The organism is Chryseobacterium sp. FR054 (genome assembly GCF_056844565.1).
In genome coordinates, this window is record NZ_JBXDSA010000002.1 from 1,087,817 (window position 1) to 1,108,892 (window position 21,076).

The 21,076-nt window shown below is 38.7% G+C and carries 17 protein-coding genes; 14 read left to right on the top strand and 3 right to left on the bottom strand.

Annotated features, from left to right (window positions below; translation table 11 throughout):
• Positions 1 to 3 precede the first annotated feature (3 nt).
• From AC106S_RS12195 to AC106S_RS12245, 11 genes are all read left to right on the top strand, one after another.
• Positions 4 to 522 (top strand): nuclear transport factor 2 family protein, encoded by a 519-nt coding sequence (locus tag AC106S_RS12195; protein WP_482439397.1) that lies wholly within the window; start codon positions 4 to 6, stop codon positions 520 to 522.
• Between the two features lie 2 nt (positions 523 to 524).
• The gene (locus AC106S_RS12200) at positions 525 to 1,931 is read left to right on the top strand and encodes an MFS transporter (protein WP_482439398.1); all 1,407 of its coding nucleotides are present in this window, start codon (positions 525 to 527) and stop codon (positions 1,929 to 1,931) included.
• Between the two features lie 136 nt (positions 1,932 to 2,067).
• Complete coding sequence (locus AC106S_RS12205; protein WP_482439400.1) at positions 2,068 to 2,514, top strand: hypothetical protein; 447 nt, start codon at positions 2,068 to 2,070, stop codon at positions 2,512 to 2,514.
• Between the two features lie 823 nt (positions 2,515 to 3,337).
• Positions 3,338 to 4,066 carry a pirin family protein gene (locus AC106S_RS12210; protein ID WP_482439402.1) on the top strand — a complete coding sequence of 243 codons (729 nt, stop codon included), beginning with the start codon at positions 3,338 to 3,340 and terminating at the stop codon, positions 4,064 to 4,066.
• Positions 4,067 to 4,185: 119 nt separating this feature from the next.
• Positions 4,186 to 4,737 (top strand): NADPH-dependent FMN reductase, encoded by a 552-nt coding sequence (locus AC106S_RS12215; RefSeq protein ID WP_482439404.1) that lies wholly within the window; start codon positions 4,186 to 4,188, stop codon positions 4,735 to 4,737.
• A gap of 311 nt (positions 4,738 to 5,048) precedes the next feature.
• Complete coding sequence (gene purM / locus AC106S_RS12220) at positions 5,049 to 6,041, top strand: phosphoribosylformylglycinamidine cyclo-ligase (RefSeq protein ID WP_482439406.1); 993 nt, start codon at positions 5,049 to 5,051, stop codon at positions 6,039 to 6,041.
• Between the two features lie 80 nt (positions 6,042 to 6,121).
• Positions 6,122 to 6,688, top strand: a complete 567-nt coding sequence (gene purN, locus AC106S_RS12225; protein WP_482439407.1) for a phosphoribosylglycinamide formyltransferase — start codon at positions 6,122 to 6,124, stop codon at positions 6,686 to 6,688.
• Between the two features lie 214 nt (positions 6,689 to 6,902).
• Positions 6,903 to 8,420 (top strand): bifunctional phosphoribosylaminoimidazolecarboxamide formyltransferase/IMP cyclohydrolase, encoded by a 1,518-nt coding sequence (purH, locus tag AC106S_RS12230; RefSeq protein ID WP_482439409.1) that lies wholly within the window; start codon positions 6,903 to 6,905, stop codon positions 8,418 to 8,420.
• An 89-nt stretch (positions 8,421 to 8,509) separates the two neighbouring features.
• Positions 8,510 to 9,748 (top strand): phosphoribosylamine--glycine ligase, encoded by a 1,239-nt coding sequence (gene purD / locus AC106S_RS12235; protein WP_482439410.1) that lies wholly within the window; start codon positions 8,510 to 8,512, stop codon positions 9,746 to 9,748.
• A 150-nt stretch (positions 9,749 to 9,898) separates the two neighbouring features.
• The gene (guaA, locus tag AC106S_RS12240) at positions 9,899 to 11,428 is read left to right on the top strand and encodes a glutamine-hydrolyzing GMP synthase (RefSeq protein WP_482439411.1); all 1,530 of its coding nucleotides are present in this window, start codon (positions 9,899 to 9,901) and stop codon (positions 11,426 to 11,428) included.
• 785 nt (positions 11,429 to 12,213) lie between these two features.
• Positions 12,214 to 13,716 carry a nitrilase-related carbon-nitrogen hydrolase gene (locus tag AC106S_RS12245; protein WP_482439412.1) on the top strand — a complete coding sequence of 501 codons (1,503 nt, stop codon included), beginning with the start codon at positions 12,214 to 12,216 and terminating at the stop codon, positions 13,714 to 13,716.
• Positions 13,717 to 14,067: 351 nt separating this feature from the next.
• On the opposite strand, the gene AC106S_RS12250 is transcribed toward AC106S_RS12245, so the two are convergent.
• The 3 genes from AC106S_RS12250 to AC106S_RS12260 form a co-directional block, all read right to left on the bottom strand.
• A complete protein-coding gene (locus AC106S_RS12250) occupies positions 14,068 to 15,726 on the bottom strand; it encodes an alpha/beta hydrolase-fold protein (protein WP_482439413.1) in 1,659 nt (552 codons plus the stop codon).
• A gap of 84 nt (positions 15,727 to 15,810) precedes the next feature.
• Positions 15,811 to 16,623 carry a helix-turn-helix domain-containing protein gene (locus AC106S_RS12255; protein WP_482439414.1) on the bottom strand — a complete coding sequence of 271 codons (813 nt, stop codon included), beginning with the start codon at positions 16,621 to 16,623 and terminating at the stop codon, positions 15,811 to 15,813.
• A gap of 504 nt (positions 16,624 to 17,127) precedes the next feature.
• On the bottom strand, positions 17,128 to 17,292 hold the full coding sequence (locus AC106S_RS12260) for a hypothetical protein (RefSeq protein WP_482439415.1): 165 nt from the start codon (positions 17,290 to 17,292) through the stop codon (positions 17,128 to 17,130).
• 156 nt (positions 17,293 to 17,448) lie between these two features.
• On the opposite strand from AC106S_RS12260, the gene AC106S_RS12265 reads away from it, so the two are divergent.
• From AC106S_RS12265 to AC106S_RS12275, 3 genes are all read left to right on the top strand, one after another.
• Positions 17,449 to 19,098 (top strand): ABC1 kinase family protein, encoded by a 1,650-nt coding sequence (locus AC106S_RS12265; protein WP_482439416.1) that lies wholly within the window; start codon positions 17,449 to 17,451, stop codon positions 19,096 to 19,098.
• An 18-nt stretch (positions 19,099 to 19,116) separates the two neighbouring features.
• Positions 19,117 to 19,620, top strand: coding sequence for a hypothetical protein (locus tag AC106S_RS12270; protein WP_482439418.1), 504 nt, complete (start codon positions 19,117 to 19,119; stop codon positions 19,618 to 19,620).
• Positions 19,621 to 19,718: 98 nt separating this feature from the next.
• A complete protein-coding gene (locus AC106S_RS12275) occupies positions 19,719 to 21,071 on the top strand; it encodes a DEAD/DEAH box helicase (protein ID WP_482439419.1) in 1,353 nt (450 codons plus the stop codon).
• Positions 21,072 to 21,076: the final 5 nt, after the last annotated feature.

Genomic DNA, 21,076 nt, shown 5'->3' on the forward strand with positions numbered 1-21,076 from the left:
TCTATGAAAAAATTAATAGCTGCCTATACACTGCTCCTGTTTTTATCAGGATTCTCAATATTTTCAGCACAATCTGTCAAGACATTTGAAAAAGAAAAATCAGCGATCAGTACGATGCTTGACGGTTTTAACACCGCCGCTGCTAAAGCCGATTTCAACACCTATTTCAGTTATTTTGCCGATGAATCCACCTTTATCGGAACCGATGCTACCGAAGTTTGGGATAAAAAAGCTTTCATGGTTTGGGCAAAACCTTATTTTGACAAAAAGAAAACCTGGAATTTTACCGCCCTGAAAAGAAACATCTATTTCAGCAAAGACGGAAAACTGGCATGGTTTGATGAACTGCTCAATACCCAGATGAAGATCTGCAGAGGGTCTGGAGTGGTAGAAAAGATCAATGGCAGCTGGAAAGTAAAACAGTATGTTCTTTCCATGACGGTTCCCAATGATGTAGTAGATAAAGTCGTTGCTGAAAAAACAGCTATTGAAGATGTGTTGATACAAGAATTAAAGAAATAAAGATGAAGACTTCTCATAATACGGGTTCAAAAAAAATAAAACCTAACCTTTCCATGCTCCAGATCATCAATATGAGCATGGGGTTTCTGGGAATCCAGATGGCATTCGGATTGCAAAACGGAAATGCAAGCCGTATTCTGGCCAATCTGGGAGCAGATGTTCATGAATTATCCTGGTTCTGGCTGGTCGCCCCGATTACAGGTCTTATCGTTCAGCCCATTATCGGGCATATGGGAGATAATACCTGGAGTCCGTTGGGAAGAAGAAAACCTTACTTTTTAATCGGTGCGATTCTGTGTGCCATAGGATTGGTACTGCTTCCCAATGCAGCATCTGTAACCAGTATGTTTGCTGCCAGCGCACTTTTACTGGCCGTTATCTTTCTGGCCATGATGGATGCTTCCGTGAATATTGCCATGGAACCTTTCCGGGCATTGGTAGGAGATATGCTGCCAAAACACCAGGGAACTGTTGGGTTTTCCGTGCAGACCATTCTGATCGGATTTGGTGCCGTACTCGGTTCCTATCTGCCGGACTGGCTGACCCAACTTGGCGTTTCCAATGTCGCTCCAAAAGGATTTGTGGCGGATAATGTGATTTATTCCTTTTATGCAGGAGCAGTATTGCTTCTCATCTCCATTTTGTATACCATTGTTACCACCAGAGAATATTCTCCGCAGGAATTTGCAGAATTTGAAGAAGAAGGTGTAGAAACAGAGAAAGTACATTCTAAGTTCTCTGACATATTCAAAGATTTTGCAGCGATCCCTGCACAGATGAAAAAGCTGGGGATTGTTCAGTTTTTCTCATGGTTTGCCCTGTTTACTATGTGGGTGTTTACCACGAGTGCCCTGGCTACCCATCATATGGGACTTTCTCCTGAAGATACCCATTCCAAAGCATTCAACGATGCCGGAGACCTTACCGGGAAACTGTTCGGAATGTACAATCTCTGGGCTATTCCATTTGCATTTTTACTGACTCCTATTGCAAAATGGATCGGGAAAAAACAAACCCACGCCTTAGCTTTATTATGCGGAGGATTAGGATTGATCTCTATGTATTTCATTAAAAACATCGATCACCTGTGGATCTCCATGATCGGATTAGGATTTGCCTGGGCCAGTATCCTGGCCATGCCTTATGCCATGCTGATCGAAGTAATTCCGCAAAAGAAAATGGGTGTTTATATGGGAATATTCAATTTCTTCATTGTGATTCCGCAGATCATCAACGGATTATTAGGAGGCCCTATTGTAAGCAGTATCTTTGGCAAACAGGCAATGGATTATGTTGTTGTAGGCGGTATATGTATGTTAATTGGCGCTGTGGTAACCATGATCTTTGTTAAATCAGAAGACGAAACCCCAAAAGAAATACAGGAAGAAATCCAACAGGTACATTTTTAGAAATCCACAGGTTCAATAAATTAAGAAACTGAAAAACAGGATTACAAAAACCACGTGTCATTTAAAAGAATGCAGACTTTATTCAATAGAAGCGGGCTGAAGCCCGCTTCGTTTTAATGAAATAAAAAGAAAAAAAATGCAAGAAAACGAATTGAATGAAATTGATTATCTCGGGTATACGAAGGAAGAATTGGCTGAATATGATAAACACGTGAATTTCTATTATACAAATATCATTAATTCATTAATCCTTTATACTTATAATGTAAAGCAGCTGGATAAAATGGCTCCGATTTTAATAGATCCCCTGACTGAATTATATGAAGAGCTGGATTATGCATTTTTACCGGTCTTGTTTGAAACTGTCTTTAGAACTAAATTGATTGATGAGTCTTTAAGATCAGAACTTTTACTATTTAAAAAGAAAGTGGATGACATTCCTGTTGAGATCTGGAATTGGGATCTTTTGGATACCCATGAGATTTGGAAGAAGATAAGATTTGATGCCGAAATACTTTTAAATAATCTAAATATAAAAACAAGAGATTATAATACAGATTATACTACTATCATCTTTAAATAAACTCAGCCATCAGTAGTTATCTGGAAAATCTACAATTTTCACCTACATAAAATAAAAAAAATCTGTATAATCTGCTGGATCAACGAGAATTTAAAACCATAAAATTTGTGAAATTCGTGGGATCTGTGGGAAATTTAGTATGCACTGTAACTATCATGTATTTTTTGGAACGCAAAGCCTCAGCTTTTTGTACATATTTTAGGAAGCAAAGAGTAGAATCAACGGAGTTGATTCGATGAAGCGATGGATTAGCCTTCGGCAATTTAATTAGTCGAAACTCTAAAAACCTACTGGAAATCTTGGATTTTCTTGCGCCTTAAAAGCAGCATAATGGTTAAAAATCTTTACGCCTCCTTTGCGATTTCTCCAACAAAAAGTACCCAAACAATCTGCTCGATCTGCCGGATCTGCGAGAGATAAATATTTAAAAGAAGTTAAATCAGAAGACCAAACCCCAAAAGAAATACAGGAAGAAATCCAACAGGTACATTTTTAGAAAACCACAGGTTCAGTAAATAATGAAACTGAAAAACAGGATTACAAAAACCACCTGTCATTTAAAAGAATGCAGACTTTATTCAATAGAAGCGGGCTGAAGCCCGCTTCGTTTTATCTAAACCCAAAGAATAAGAAAACCAATATTGAGCCAAAAAACGGCATTACCAAAACCGTCTGCCATTCAAAATATGCAGAATTTATTCAATAGGAGCGGGTTTCAGCCCGCTTTCAATTTTATCCCATCACCCTTCACAACCTTTCTTAACCTACATCAACACATTTCATCCCCCATATCCCGTACATTTGTACCATAAATAATCACAGTATGAAAACAGTATATCATAAAGCAGATTCAAGAGGCCATGCCGACCACGGATGGCTGAACAGTTACCACACATTCAGTTTTGCCAATTATCAGAACAGAGACAGAACGAATTTTGGAGTATTAAGAGTATTGAATGACGATACCGTTACCCAGGGAATGGGATTCGGAACACACCCGCACAGAGATATGGAAATTATTTCAATTCCTCTGGAAGGAGATCTGGAACACAAAGATTCAATGGGGACTACGGCGGTTATTAAAAAAGGAGAGATCCAGGTGATGAGTGCCGGAACCGGAGTAATGCACAGCGAATATAACAAGAATAAAGATGTTCCGGTGAAATTCTTACAGATCTGGGTTTTCCCGAAAGAACTGAACGTAGAACCTAGATACGACCAGAAAAGCATCAAAGAAGGGGAAAAGATCAACGGATTCCAGCAGATCTTATCTCCCAATAAAAATGATGACGGAGTATGGATCCACCAGGATGCATGGTTTAATATCGCCAACTTTAAAAAAGGAAACGGCAAGAACTATATGCTCAACAAAAAAGGCAACGGAGTTTATGCTTTCGTTTTAAAAGGAAGTGCCAAAGTAGGAGACAGAATCTTAAATGAAAGAGACGGACTTGGAATCTGGGATACCCAGAGTTTCAATATTGAAGCAGAGGAAGATACCGAGATCCTCTTGATGGAAGTACCAATGGAACTGCCGGCTTATTTAAAATAATTCAATAATTATTGGTCATTTCCTGAGCAAAATCTGTTCAGGAAAAAGACCGTTAATAATAAAAAACTTCGCGATATTTGCGATACAAAATAATACATACCTTAAAAATATAAACAATAATGAAAGTTTTAGCAATAGCAGGAAGCAATTCAGAAGCTTCAATGAACAGACAGCTGGTAGCCTATGCAGCATCCATGTTTAAAAATGCAGAAGTAGAAGTAATAGACCTTAACCCTTTTGAAATGCCGATTTATAAACATGAAAGAGAATTGGCAGGCGGTGTACCTCAGGAAGCTCACGATTTTGCATCGAAAATTGACGGGGCCAATCTGCTTTTGGTTGCATTACCGGAACACAACGGAACCTATTCCACAGCATTCAAAAACGTGTTCGACTGGGTGTCCAGAATCAAAGACAGAACCGTATGGAATGAAGTGCCGATGCTATTGATGTCAACATCCCCGGGTGGAAGAGGCGGAGCCGGAGTTTTAGAAGCTGCAGCGAAGCGTTTCCCTTTCCACGGAGGAAATATTGTAGAAACTTTTTCACTGCCTTTCTTCAATGATAACTTCGATAAAGCAGAGCAGAAAATTTCCAATGAAGAGAAAAACACTGAATTAAAGGAGAAAATCACAAAGATTGCGGCTATCGAAACCATCCTTGAAAAATAGAATTTGAAAATTCATTTAAAATTACTATTTTTGCAAAAAGAAAAGAGATGAAAATTCAGACCACTTTTAAAGAATGTTTTCCAAAGAAAGGGAAAACTGTGGGCTCTGAAATTCTGAGATAAAATAACGGCCGATAATCTACCAAGATTGTCGGCTTTTTTATTTTCTGAATCTTGAAATAAAAAGTAAAATATAAAAGGGAAATGGATCAATATACCGATGTAATAAAATGCCAGTTTTCCGGGTTCCAGAGTTAGGCTATTGTTACATTGTTAAACTGATATATTGTTACATTATTTAAATTATTAAACATGAGCAACACTTACAAATCAGCAGGAGTAGACAAAGAAGAAGGGTACAAAACGGTTGATAAGATCAAAAAAGCAGTAGGCGAAACCCACAATTCCAATGTACTGAACCACCTGGGAAGCTTTGGAGCTTTCTATGAGATCGGAGGATACAGAAATCCTGTACTGGTTTCAGGAACAGACGGAGTGGGCACAAAACTCAAAGTAGCTTTGGATACCAAAAAGTACGACTCTATCGGGGTTGACTGTTTTGCCATGTGTGCCAATGATATTCTGTGCCACGGTGCAAAACCATTGTTCTTCTTAGATTATCTGGCTTGCGGTAAATTGGATTCTGAAATCGCTGCTGAGATCGTTTTAGGAATGGTAAAAGCTTGTAAAGACAACAACTGTGCATTAATCGGTGGGGAAACTGCTGAAATGCCGGGAATGTACCAGCCTGGAGATTATGACGTTGCAGGATTCTGCGTAGGAATTGTAGAAAAAGATGAGATCATCGACGGTTCCAAAATCAAAGCAGGAAATAAGATCATTGCCCTTCCAAGCTCAGGATTCCATTCCAATGGATTCTCTTTAGTAAGAAAAGTATTCCCGGACTTTGAAGAGGAGTTTGAAGGAAAACCACTATACGAAACCCTTTTAGTGCCTACAAGACTTTATTTTAAAGATATTCATAAGGTTATTGAAGAAATAAAAGTAAGCGGAATTGCTCACATCACAGGAGGCGGACTTTACGAAAACGTTCCGAGAATTATTCCTGCAGGATTATGTGCTTCCATCGATGCTTCCAGAATCAGAATTCCAAGTGTAATGCTTGAACTGGAAAAAAGAGGAGGAGTAGCCCGTGAAGAAATGTTCGGAACTTTCAATATGGGAGTAGGAATGATCATCGTAGTAGATGCTGAACACGCTGAAAAAGTACTTCACCTTTTGGATGATGCCTACGAAATCGGAGAGATCACAGAAGGCGCAGAGAAAATTAATTTATCAATATAACAGAACAATATAACAGTGTACAGATGTACCGGTAAAATCATTGCTACATTGCTAAACTGATACATTGTTACATTATTAATATGAAAAACATCGTTGTACTTGTTTCCGGCTCAGGAACCAATCTTCAGAGAATCATTGATACCATTGAGGCAGGTGAAATAGAAAATGCAAAGGTATCTTTGGTCGTTGCAGACAGAGAATGTTACGGACTGGAAAGAGCAAAGAATCATAATATAAAAACTTTACTGATTCCCAGAGGAAAGAATTTCAGCAGTGAACTGGCGAAAGTAATCCCGGCAGATACAGACCTGATCGTTTTGGCAGGATTTTTATCCATTCTGAAACCTGAATTCTGTGAAAACTGGAACGGAAAAATTATTAATATCCATCCGGCATTGCTGCCGAAATTCGGAGGAAAAGGAATGTGGGGGATGAATGTTCACAACGCCGTTATTGAAGCAGGAGAAAAAGAAAGCGGAGCAACAGTACATTTTGTAACCCCGGGAATTGATGAAGGAGAAGCTGTTCTTCAAAAATCCTTTGAAGTAACAGCAGATGATACCCCGGAAACATTGGCACAGAAAGTCCACCAGATTGAATATGAGATATTTCCATTAGCCATTAATAAGGTCCTGGGAAACAAATAATGTAACAATCTGATAATGTACCAATCATTTATTGTTACATTGTTAAACTGATACACTGCTACATTAGCAAAAATCTAAGTAAAATAAAAATAAGTCCGGAGGTGAAAGAACCGGCTACAGTTTGAAATAGCTGTAAAAAGTAAAAATTGAAAGTCCCGGAAGGGCGGTTGAAAACAGGCATAGGACAGAATCCTATGAAAAAATCGAAAGTAAAATGAGTAAAAAGAGAGTTTTAATCAGTGTCTCAGACAAAAGCGGATTAATTGAATTTGCACAGTTTTTAGAAAACCAAAATTATGAATTGATCTCCACCGGAGGAACATTCAAGCATTTGAAAGACGCTGGCTTAAATCCCATTCAGATTGATGAGGTAACCAACTTCCCTGAAATGCTGGACGGAAGAGTGAAAACCCTTCACCCGAAAGTTCACGGAGGACTTTTAGCCGTACGTGCCAATGAAGAGCACATGAAAACAGTTCAGGAACACGGAATTGGTCTGATCGATATGGTGATCGTAAACCTTTACCCTTTCTTTGAAAACGTAAACAAAGATATTTCTTTACACGAAAAAGTAGAGTTTATCGACATCGGAGGCCCGTCAATGCTTCGTTCAGCAGCAAAAAACTTCGATTCTGTTACCGTAATTACCGATGTTGAAGATTATGCCGCGGTAAAACTGGAAATGGAACAGAACGGTGACACGTACATCGAAACCCGTAAAAAGCTGGCAGGAAAAGTATTCAACCTTACTTCTGCCTATGATGCGGCTATTTCAAGAATGCTTTTAGAAGAAGACTATCCGGCTTATCTCAATGCTTCCTACAAAAAAGTGGCAGACCTCAGATACGGTGAAAACCCTCATCAGACAGCTGCTTACTACGTTTCTACTTTCGAGAACGGAGCCATGAAAGACTTCGAGCAGCTTGGCGGAAAAGAACTTTCCTTCAACAACCTTCGGGATATGGATCTTTGCTGGAAAGTAGTGAATGAATTCAAAGAAGAAATGGCTTGTTGTGCAGTAAAACATTCAACCCCTTGCGGAGTAGCGATTGGTACTTCAGCACTGGAAACCTATCAGAAAACTTTCGAATGTGATCCGGTTTCCATCTTTGGCGGAATTGTTGCAATGAATTACACCATTGATGCTGTTACAGCTGAAGAGCTAAACAAAACATTCCTTGAAATTGTGATGGCTCCTGATTTTGATGAAGAAGCACTGGAAATTTTAAGAAAAAAGAAAAACCTCAGAATCATTAAGATCGTAAACCCTGTTTCCGATAAGCAGACCTGGGTGAAAGTGGATGGAGGAATCCTGGTTCAGGATAACGACACTCATTTCTCTGACGACATCAAAGTAGTTACAGAAGTACAGCCAACGGAAGAACAGAAAAAAGCATTACTTTTCTCCCAGAGAGTAGTAAAATACGTAAAGTCAAATGCGATTGTGGTTTCCAACGGAATCCAGGCTTTCGGAATCGGAGGCGGACAGGTCAACAGAATCTGGGCAACACAGCAGGCGATTGAAAGAGCAAAAGAGAAATTCTCCGGAGATCTTGTACTCGCTTCTGATGCGTTTTTCCCTTTCCGTGACGTAGTGGATTTCTGCGCTCAGGAGGGAATCAAAGCAATCATCCAGCCGGGGGGAAGTGTAAAAGATCAGGATAGTGTAGAAGCTGCAAATGAGCACGGTATTCCAATGATGTTTACAGGAGTTAGACACTTTTTCCACTAATTAAAATAGAATTAAAAAATAATTAGAGATTGTATTTATAGCATCCAAAATTATATATTTGTAGAATAAGACTAGATAATAAATAAAGTATGAGAATATTAATCATAGGTGAAGGCGGTAGAGAATCTGCTCTGGCAGCAAAGCTTCAGAATGACCCGAGAATTTCTAAAATGTTTTTTGCCAACGGGAATGCTACTACCGATGTAATAGGGAAAAATGTTCATTTATCAGAAATCAAAGAACTTAGAGATTTCGCGATCAAAGAAAAGGTAGATCTTACGATTGTAGGTCCGGAAGCCCCTCTTGTAGCAGGTTTGAAGGATGAATTTAAAAAGCACGATCTGAAAGTTTTCGGTCCGACGCAAAAAGTGGCGAGTCTGGAAGGAAGTAAAGCTTTCTCTAAGAAATTCATGCAGACCTATGATATCAAAACAGCCAAAGCTGTGGTATTTGATTCATACAACGATGCTAAAGAATACGTTCAGAAACAGCAGTTTCCTTTAGTAATCAAGGCCAGCGGTCTTGCAGGAGGAAAAGGAGTAGTGATCTGTGATACGCTGGAAGAAGCAGAAGCAACAATCCACGACTTCATGATCAGAAGAATCTACGGTGATGCGGGAATCCGTTTGGTTATTGAAGAATATCTGCAGGGGTTTGAAGCTTCCATCATCGCATTTTCAAACGGTGAAAAACTTTTCCCTTGTATCGCAGCAAAAGATTATAAAAAAGCCGGAAACGGTGATACAGGTCCAAATACAGGAGGTATGGGATCAGTAGCGCCAAGCCCGGAATTTACACAGGAACACTACGCAGATTTCGAGAAGAATATTTTAGAGCCTACCATTAAAGGTCTTAAAGGAGAAGGATTCAGCTTCAAAGGAATCATTTTCTTCGGATTAATGGTTACCAAAAACGGAACTTACCTTCTTGAATACAACATGAGATTCGGAGATCCGGAAACTCAGGTACTGATGGCCCTTATGGAAAACAACCTTCTGGATGTGATCCAGGATTGTATGGAAGGAAAAGACATCGAACTTAAATTCAAAGACGAAAAAGCAGTATGTCTGGTAATGTGTTCAGGAGGATACCCGAGAAACATTGAAACAGGCTTTGAAATCTCTGGTGAAGATAAAGTGAAGCACAGCAGACTTTTATATGCAGGTGCCATCAGAAGAGGAGACAAAGTGGTTTCAAACGGTGGAAGAGTACTGAATATTGTAGCTACTGGAGCTACTTACGATGAAGCCCGCAAGAAAGTGTATGAAGACGCAGGTCATGTACACTTCGACTACGGTTTTTACAGAGAAGACATCGGAAAATTTTAATAAAAATCACGAAAAAAGATTTGGATCACTTCCAAGTCTTTTTTTGTAAAACATTTATCAATCAGAAGTTAGAAGCAAAAGGCTAAAAGCTGTAAGCCGGAAGCCAAAAGTTCTATCATTTTATCAATCATCATTTATCAATTATCAAAAATGAACAACGGTATTATTATCTTAGATTTCGGATCCCAGTACAACCAGCTTATCGGAAGAAGAATCCGTGAAATGGGCGTATACTCTGAAATCTTACCTTACAATACACCTTTACAAGATATTTTAGCAAAACAGCCTAAAGGAATCATCCTTTCAGGAGGACCAAGTTCTGTGAATGCAGAAAATGCCCACCTGGTAGAAAAAGCATTATACGAGCAGGGAGTTCCGGTTCTTGGAATCTGCTACGGAATGCAGATGACAGCTCATCTTTTAGGGGGGAAAGTAAACAAAGGGGAAAAAGGAGAATATGGTAAGGCAAATCTGGAGATCGTTAAAGAAAGCTCTTTACTGAAAGGAGTTACTCAGAATTCTGTGGTGTGGATGAGCCATTTTGATGAAGTAGGAGAATTGCCGGCAGGTTTCGAGCTGAATGCCAGATCAGGCGTAATTGCTTCCATCTCTAACGAAGAAAGTAAAATCTACTGTGTTCAGTTCCACCCGGAGGTTTCCCATACCGAAGAAGGTGGCAAAATGCTTGAAAATTTCGTTTTCGGAATCTGTAATGCAGAGAAAAACTGGAAACTGACCAATTATATTGAAAAAACAGTTGAAGAAATCCGTGAGAAAGTAGGAGACAACAAAGTAATCCTGGGACTTTCCGGAGGAGTAGATTCTTCAGTAGCTGCGGTTCTGATCCATAAGGCAATCGGTGATCAGCTGACCTGTATCTTTGTAGACACAGGATTATTGAGAAAAGATGAGGGCAAAAAAGTAATGGATCAGTATGGCGAACATTTCCATATGAACATCAAAATGGTAGACGCTAAAGAAAGATTCCTTTCCAAGCTGGCCGGAGTAGACGATCCTGAAGCAAAAAGAAAGATCATCGGAAATGAATTCATCCACGTATTCGACGAAGAATCCCATAAAATTGAAGGCGCTAAATTCCTGGCTCAGGGAACCATTTACCCGGACGTGATCGAAAGCCAGTCGGTAAACGGACCATCTGCGGTGATCAAGTCTCACCACAATGTGGGAGGACTTCCTGAAGATATGGAATTCGAGCTGTTAGAACCGTTAAGAGAGCTTTTCAAGGATGAAGTAAGAAGAGTTGGAGAAGAATTAGGTATTCCTCACCACCTGGTATACAGACACCCGTTCCCTGGTCCGGGATTAGGAATCAGAGTACTGGGAGCCGTAGATGCCGAAAAAGTAAGAATTCTTCAGGAAGCAGATGATATCTTCATCGAAGAACTGTATAAAAACGATCTTTACGAAAAAGTATCTCAGGCTTTCGTAGTCCTTCTTCCTGTAAAATCGGTAGGAGTAATGGGAGACGAAAGAACTTACGAATACACAGCAGTCGTTCGTTCTGCCAACACCATCGATTTCATGACCGCAACGTGGAGCAGACTTCCTTACGAGTTCCTGGATACCGTTTCCAGCAGAATCATCAATGAAGTAAGAGGAATCAACAGAGTAGCTTACGATATTTCAAGCAAACCGCCTGCAACCATTGAGTGGGAATAATTTTGACTTGAACAGAGAATATAAATCCTGCCCGCTTGGGTGGGATTTCTTATTAGGTATTATTGAAATAAAATAGAATCAGTCACAAAATTTGAAAATAATAGGGGTTGCTGGATTGACTTAGGAAGCAGGAGCGTTAAAAAAAATTGAGGTTGAATCCGTTAAAAAATTTCCACTGTTTGAGCATGGCTTGGATTTAGAGCCGAAGAAGAACCTTTTGATCCATGCGAGCTTGGAAATTTTAGAAGTCAATCTCAATTTTTAGCGGATGATTCCAGTCTTGAATTTTGTATACTTTTTTTAAGAAAAAGTATAGAGACTTTTAAAATTTTATATTTTTCAAGTTTGCAAAAAAAATCATGCAAAGTTGATGAATAATTCCGCTTTAGTTTGAGTGGGCAAAGTGAAGCGACTTGGTCGCTGATGAAACGGTATGCTTATCCACACGCTTCGACGAATCAGCGAAGTTGATTCTATCCTTTGCACCCTAAAATATCCATAATGAAGTTAAATCTTTGCGTTACAAAAACACATTATCAGTACATTATTATCTGATTCAAAAAATACTTAAAGTCTATGATTTAGATAAAAATTTGAATGTCATAAAAAAATCAAATTTAGAAATTTTAAACAGGCTCTAATGAGATAAAATAATTCTAAGCTTTTAAACCTGAATCATAAATTGTACAATAGGGCACCTAAATTGATATAAATGATAGGAGAAGTACCTTTATATAAAGATTTAAATAAAATATTTTCCCTAAATTTAAGTAAAATTACATCAAATGCAAATAGAAACAAGGCCCCTGAGTGTTCAGGATTATGAAGAGCTGGCAGAAACGATGAAAAGGGCTTATCCGCAGATGTCGGAGTCCATATGGTCTAAAAAAAGCATTGAAAAGCTTACCCGGATGTTTCCGAAAGGGCAGATCTGTATTACCGTAGACGGAAAACTGGCCGCCGTAGCACTTTCAATTATTGTTAATTACGAAGAATTCGGAGACGATCATACGTATAGTGATATTACAGGAAACTATACTTTCAATACCCATTCCGACACCGGAAATGTTCTGTACGGAATAGAAGTGTTTGTAGATCCTGAATTCCGTGAACTGCGTCTCGGAAGAAGACTGTATGATGCCCGGAAAGAACTTTGCGAACTGCTGAACCTGAAATCCATCGTTCTGGGCGGCAGAATCCCGAGTTACCATAAATACAGCCATGAGTTTTCTCCAAGAGAATATATACGTAAGGTAAGAGATAAGGAAATTTATGATCCCGTATTGTCTTTCCAGCTTTCCAATAATTTCCTGCCGATCAGAGTTCTGAAAAAATACCTTCCGGAAGATGAAGCATCAAGAGAAAATGCGGTTCTTCTTCAGTGGAATAATATTTATTACAGCAAACGCCCGAATACCATGCAGGACAGTATCATCCGTCTGGGATTGGTACAGTGGCAGATGAGGCATTTCAAAGATATTGAAGCGTTTTACGAACAGGTAGAATTTTTTGTGAATGTGATGGGAGATTACAAATCAGACTTTGTCCTTTTCCCGGAACTGTTCAATACACCGTTGCTGGCTCCTTTCAACAACCTGTCGGAAAGAGACAGTATGATAGAGCTGGCCAAGCTTACCGATCAGATCAAAGACAGGATCTCAGAACTGGCCATCAGCTATAACGTGAATATTATTTCCGGAAGCATGCCTGTCTTTGAAAACAACGAACTGTATAATGTAAGCTATCTCCTTCACCGTGACGGGCGTATGGATGAATACAGAAAAATTCATATCACTCCGAATGAAAAGAGATATTACGGAATGAAAGGCGGCAGTGAAATTAAAGTATTCGACACCGATTGCGGAAAAATAGGACTGGTGATCTGCTATGACGTAGAATTCCCGGAATTACCAAGAATTTTGGCAGATCAGGGAATGAAAATCCTTTTTGTTCCTTACCTTACCGATACCCAGAATGCCTATATGAGAGTCCGCCACTGTGCCGCGGCAAGAGCGATAGAAAATGAATGTTACGTAGCCATTGCAGGCTGTGTAGGAAACCTTCCGAAGGTGAATAATATGGACATTCAGTTCGGGCAGGCCGCCGTATTTACCCCTTCAGATTTTGCATTTCCATCCAATGCCGTAAAAGGAGAAGCAACCCCTAATACAGAAATGACCCTGATCGTGGATGTAGACCTCAATCTGCTGAAAGACCTTCATCACAACGGTTCCGTTCAGGTAATGAAAGACAGAAGGAAAGACCTTTACGATACCCATCTGAAATAACAAGAACCGTTATAATATTTAAAAACCACCTCGACAAAGGTGGTTTTGTTATCATACCATGAGTCAGTTTCCTAAGTAACACCAGCGGATCTATTAACCTGTTTCGCTCTAAAACCTTGTATTTCAAAAATAAGCGAAGCGGCTTTGTTTATCTGCTTTTATTGATCTTTGTGTGACTTTGCGATTAATAAAAATACGCCCCACCTTTTAAGATTCTATGTTTTTCTAAACCTAACAGGTCTCTGAGACCTGTTAGGTTTTGGATTCCTGCAAAAATAAATCACAGTTAATCAGGAAAATATAATCATTGCATTACAGAATGAAAAATTAGAGGAAGAAATGCTAATTGGTTTAGACTTTAAAACTAATGCGGTTAATCCAGATCTGCTCACGGTCTCTGCTATTCTCAAAGTTCTTCAGCATAAATTCCCGGTCATATTTTACTTTCTTATTGAAATATAATTTCCCATTGACAAAAACTTTAATCTTCTTATCAGGATCAATCATTTCCGGAGAAATACTAATGGAAAAAGCACCGATGCGTGAAGTTTCAATCCGGAAAACATTCTGAGCATATTCAGCCTTTATTTTTCCTGATTTTCTTGGGAAATCAAAAGCATTTTTATCTGTATTTTCAACAACCAGACTGTCATTTTTATCATATTTCAGCCATTTTGTGATCTTGAAGTTCAGATTTTTATGCCATACCGCAGCCGATCGGAGCGTATCCCGTTTTATATCGGATAACCAGTCAATTGTTCCGTACCTTTCGTCATCAGATTCCCAGACAATTTCTTTGGGAAACGGATTTCTTTTCCGGTTTTTCATATCATTGAAAATAATCTCGTAAGCAGGTTCGGAGGCATTGTACATAGGAAATGAATGCGGAAATCCATTGTATCGGTATTCCTTATAATCGGCTTTTATTCCATGCATCATTTTTGTGAGATCGTCATTGGCATTAGTTGGATAATAGTAATCCTGATCTGTGGAAAAATTAATGAACGAACGGTTTTTTATATTTTCGATAAACGTTCCGCCGGTAAAAACTTTAGGATACGTATTCAGTCCGTAAAAGCCGGCAAACGGTGAAGGCTGCTTCATCAGATAAGAAAATGATCCGGTTGCTCCATTGGAATGTCCTGAAATATAAACCTTATTGTCATCAATATTGATCGTTTTTTTGATTTGCTTCAGGATTTCGGGAACCATGAAAAAACCATCATCAGAGGTCATCCAGTTGTAGACTTTGCTGGCTTGTGGGAAAACCAGGATCACATCATTTAAATCGGCATATTTGGTATAATACCTGTTCCAGCTACCGAGATTTTGCTGAGGGATCTGGAAGTCTGCTAAAGTACTGAAACGTACGGCTCCATGTAGAAAAAATAAAAGAGGATACTTTTTTTCGGGATTATAGGCTTTCGGCAAATGAACAAGATAGGAAGTCGTAGCAGAATCATTTATTTTGAATGAAACAGAATAATTCTGTTGTGCTTTGGGTAAAAACGGAGCATAGTTTTTTATCTGGCTGTACAATACATCAGCATTTTCCTTTTCATTAAAAGAATATTCTTTTACCTGGAAAAACTCGTCCTGAATTTTCTTTAAATTATTGTAAAACTCATTCTTATAAGGCACTGCACTTTGCTTCAGGGCTTTCCATCTTGGATCAGCCAGCAGGTTCTTATAGTCACTTTCAGACGATTCATCCTCAATATAGCTCCATCCCGGATAAGTGCTTTCCGTAGCTTTTATTTTAATAAGTGGGGTAAGATATTGGAAAGCTTTGTCATAGTTTTTCAGTTCCGAAGCAAGAACAGACGCATTATAAAGTCCCGTTTCGTCAATGCTGTCAGGATACATTCTGAAAGCCTCTTCATACAGGTTGAATGCCTTCTGGTAATCTGCTGCGTTTTCCGTTTCCTCCATAAGATCCGATGCCTTTTGGGTCAGGACTGAATAACTTTGCTGCCCGCTCATAAGAGACGCTGCCCAAATTAATCCCATTGTTAAATAATTTCTCATACATTAAAATCTGATGAGACAAAACTAGAGATAAAAAACCGGGGAAAATTGTAAAAATGGAACACATCAGGGAAGTAAATGCCAGAAAGTATCCTGGCTGCCTAAAACGGTTCCCTGATCAAAGAAATTCCTGGGTGAATTTTCTGTAAGGTTTTTATAGGCTTTGTTAAAATGCGACTGATCATTAAAATTAAATTCATAAGCCAGTTCCGTAAAACTCCTGTCCGGATTCTCAAACAGCTTCTCATTCACTGTTTTTCTGAAAAGGACAATTTCATGAAATTTTTTAACCGAGACTCCCAGATGAGCCTGAAAATTTCTGTTCAGATGCTGTCTGCTGATTCCTATCGTATCAGAAAGTTCAGTCACCGTAAAACTTTCACAATGGGTGAATATATACTGAATTGATTTTTCCAGAACAGAATTTTCAAAAGGAAAGAATCTCTTTTCTAAAAAAGAATCCAGCAAAAGGGTCAGCAATTCCGTATTTGTTGTCGAAAAAACTTTATTTAGTTCGTCCGGACTTAAGAATTCAAGATGGCTAAGACTCTTTGTAAAAGACAGGTTTCTGTAAAATTGCTGAACTCCCAAAGGATGGAATACAATGACGATTCTGTAAACTTCCCCATATTGCACAACGTTGAGAACCTTTTCGCGGATGGGAGTGAAGATCTGAAGCGTCTGAGCGGCCCCGTCAAAAGCAACATCCCCTTTTTCTGTTTGAATATGGGATTTATGAAAAGAAATAGTATTATTAAAGTGTGGAAAACACTGAAATGTATTGATGTTGTTGTCCGGCTTCAGATCCAGATAGTAATAATCAACATATTTTTTGATGACCGGGTTTTTCGGCTGGAAGGTTTCAAATCTTTCTTTCATATTTCAGTCTTCATTCTTATTCTAAAAGTCTGTTTTAAATTTTATTCAAAACTTTTATGTAATTAATTATTAGTTTTTTTTTATTGATGAAACTCAATAGATCATGTTTGAATTTATTTTTTTAAGTCTAAAAAAAATTAACGCAAAGTTGATGAATAATTCCGCTTCATTTTGAGTGGGTAAAGTGATGCGACTTCGTTGCTGATGAAGCTAACTGTTAAAACGCTCGCTTCATCGAATCAACGGAGTTGATTCTACTCTTTGCTTCCTAAAATCAACATTGCCTATAAATGAGCCTTTGCGTGACAAAAACACGTCATCAGATATATTATCTTTTAATCAAAAAAATACTTAAAGACTATGATTTAGACAAAAATTTGAATCCTATACAAAAAATCAAATTTAAAAATTTAAACACGCTCTAAAATAAATGCAATGTACAAAATAAAGAAATAAAAAAGAGCAGATCCAAATCTGCTCCGTATTTAAGATATTCTCATTTTTTTATACATACTTGGGGCATATCACAGCCGGGCATATCATTCCCGGACATCTTGGTCTTCCGTCATCAGGGCAGCACTTGTTGGAACAGTTTCCAATAATAATACCGCTTCCTGAAATGGTTTTCAATTGTTCTCTTGACAGTTTGCTGTTACGTAAATTTTTCATTTTTTAATATTTTATAGGTTAGTTGTTTGAATTGGTAGATATAAAGATATAAATTTTTAATAAATAATGAGATTTAAAGAAAATTTTCCGCATAATTGCTTCTGACCTCTGATGGGAACAATTTTTGGAGTAATTTGCACCTACTATTTAAAATTTATGTTTGATAAGCAGCAAAGAAAACTGAAAAGATCAGCCAGACTTATTTCCGTATTGAGTAAATACGGATTTAAAGACATGCTGGCAAGGATGAATACAGGCAATAAACAGGAACCGATCTCTTCACATCCTGATGATGTGGTATCAAAAGGAACGGTCTACGAAAGAATCAGACTTGTACTGGAAGAGCTGGGCCCCACATTCGTAAAACTTGGCCAGGCATTCAGTAACCGTGAAGACCTGCTGCCGCCGGAACTGATCCAGGAACTTCAGAAACTGCAGGATAAAGTGGAAACCGTGGACATGAATGTAGAGGAAATGCTGGAAAATGAATTCAATATTTCCGTCAGGGAACACTTCCTGGAAATTACCAGAGAACCTTTAGCCACCGCTTCCATAGCGCAGGTATATAAAGCCGTTCTGCTGGACGGCAGTCCTGTTATTTTAAAACTGAAAAAACCGGATGTACAGTCTGTGATTGAAGATGATCTGTTGCTGATCAAAGATATGGAAAAACTGGTGTCTGCCTATTCAGAGATAGGAGAGAAGCTCAATCTGAGGCAGGCTATTTCCACTTTTGAAAAATCCCTGCTGGAAGAAGTTTCCCTGATCAATGAGAAAAACAATATTCTGCAGTTCCGTCTGAATTTTAAAAACAATAAAGAAACCTATGTTCCGAAAGTCTATGAGGAGTTTTCCAATAACAATATTCTGTGTATGGAATTCATCGACGGGATCAAGGTCACGGATAAATCTGTACTTTTAGCCAATAACATTGATCCGGTAAAAGTTTCGGAAACCGGACTGAGGCTGTTTGTATCTCAAATCCTGGATTATGGTTTTTTCCATGCCGATCCGCATGCCGGAAATATCCTGGTGAAAAAGAACGGTAAAATAGTCTTCATCGATTTCGGTGCCGTAGGAAAGATCCAGCCGAATGATAAAGAGATCCTTGAAAATCTTATTGTGAGTTTTGTGGCCAAAAATCCGCATAAAATAGTCCGTTATCTCAAAAAAATGGCGGTCAGTTATGAGATTCCCGACGAAAGAAGATTTGAAAATGATGTGGAAGATATTCTCAATTTCGTACACAGTTCCTCGCTTCAGAATATCGATGTACAGGTGATCATCAATAAAATGAAAGATATTCTTACCCACAACAGGCTGTACATGCCGGATTATTTTTATCTGCTGTTTAAAGGGATCAGCCTGATAGAGGGGGTGGGAAGAAACATCAATCCGGATCTGGATATTGTAAAAAGCCTTCATCCTTACAGCCGGAAAATATTTACCAAAAAAATCAGCCCCAAGAATCTTTTAAAAACAGGGATGGACAGGATGATGAATTTCACCGATAATGTAGATGAAATCCCGAAAGAACTCCGCTCCGTTTTGCAGAAGCTGGATGAAAATAAATTCACCGTTTCCGGTGAGATCAAAAATATTGAAAAAACCAACCAGCTGATCAGGTCAAGTGTGATCAACCTGATTCTGGCGATGATCCTGGGAGCAAACATTGTTGCTACGGCCATTGTTTTTGTTTCGGAAGCAGGCCCCAGAATAGGAGAATTATCTCTGGTAGCGGTACTGGCCTTTATTTTTTCCGTATTGCTGATCATTATATTGCTGTTGAGAGTTGCAAGGAAATAACCATCATTTATGAAAAATATGAAAACATTTATTTTAACCGTCTTAACGTTTTGCAGTTCATTATTCATGGCTCAGGAAGTCGGAGAAAAACTTCAGGGAGATTTTGACGGAAACGGAACAAAAGAATATGCCTATGTAAAAGTAAGCGATTGTGAAGAAGAATGCGAAGGAAAGTGTGAAACCACCATTTATTTCAGCGATAAGAAGATAAAACCATTCGTTATTGCAACAGCGAACAGCGGAACCTTATACAATTTGGGAGACCTCAATAATGACGGTAAAGATGAGCTGGGCTTTTATCCTAACTGGTGTACCAGCTGCTGGCATGCGTTTTATGTATATACTTTAAGTAAAACGGGCTGGAAACCTTTGGTTCCTTCTATTTCCACTCACTGTTCCCAGTGGGAAGAAGATAAATTCCCGATAAAAAAAGATCCCAAGAAGAAAGGATATGTAATCATTACCTCAAGCAAATTTGAGGATGATGATATTAAAATAATCAGTAAAAGTGTCAAGCTTTAGAGGGGTAGCTTTTAACGCTTTGCGGATGGCTTCCGGCTTTTGCCGTGAACTTCCTGTCTCTGATTTCTGACTTCTAATTAAATGCCTATCTTTGCAGCATGGAAAAACTCACTTTTGCAGATTTTGACCTGCCGGTTAAAATTCTTGATGTTTTAGCGGATCTGGAATTATTTGAGCCTACTCCAATTCAGGAGAAGAGCTTAAAGCCGATACTTTCCGGAAGAGATGTAATGGGAATTGCCCAAACCGGAACCGGAAAAACACTGGCCTACCTTTTACCTGTTCTTAAAACCTGGAAATACAATAAAACAGGAAATCCTACGGTTTTAGTACTTGTCCCTACAAGAGAATTAGTGGTTCAGGTAACTGAAATTCTTGAGAAGCTTACAGAAAACATTACGGCAAGAGTGATCGGAATATATGGTGGAAAAAATATCAACACCCAGAAATTACTGTTCAATGACGGCTGTGATATTTTAGTGGGAACGCCGGGAAGGGTAATGGATCTTTCCATAGACAATGCCATTTCTCTGAAAGAAGTACAGAAGCTGATCATTGATGAATTTGATGAAATGCTTAATTTAGGGTTCAGACCACAGCTTACCCATATTTTTGAAATGATGAAAGAGAAGAGACAGAATATTCTTTTCTCGGCCACCATGACGGAAGCCGTAGATGAAATGCTGGATGAATATTTTGCCAGCCCTGTGGAAATTTCACTGGCTAAATCGGGAACACCGCTTGAAAAAATTGAGCAGACTGCCTATAAAGTTGAAAATTTCAATACGAAGATCAACCTTCTTGAACATTTACTGAAGAATAATGATGAAATGTCTAAGGTGCTGATCTTTAACAACAATAAAAAACATGCTGATCTGCTGTTTACCAAAATTGACGAACTTTTCCCGGAGCAGTTTGATGTGATCCACTCCAACAAATCTCAGAATTACAGGCTTAAAGCGATGAAAAGATTTGAAAATGAAGAGATCAGAGGATTGATTACCACCGACGTGATGGCAAGAGGTCTTGATATTTCGGATATTACCCATGTGATCAACTTTGAAACACCGGACATTCCCGAGCAGTATATTCACAGGATCGGTAGAACGGGTAGAGCGGATAAAGACGGTAAAGCCATTACCTTTGTGACGAAAAAAGAAGAGCCTCTGATTCTTGATATAGAGCTTTTAATGGATAAAGATCTTCATTTTAACGATTTCCCTGAAGGAGTGAAAATCAATCCTAAGAAGATAGCCTCTGAAGAAGAACATGTAGCCATGAAAAACCCTGCACCGGTAAAACTGAATGAAGGCGGAGGGGCATTTCATGAAAAGAAAGCCAAGAATACAAAAGAAAACTGGGGAGGGCCATCCAAAAGAAAAGCCCCAAAGAAATTTGGTGCCAACAGGGCTCAGCAGAAATCCATATCAAAATCAAAAAGAAAGAAATAATCATA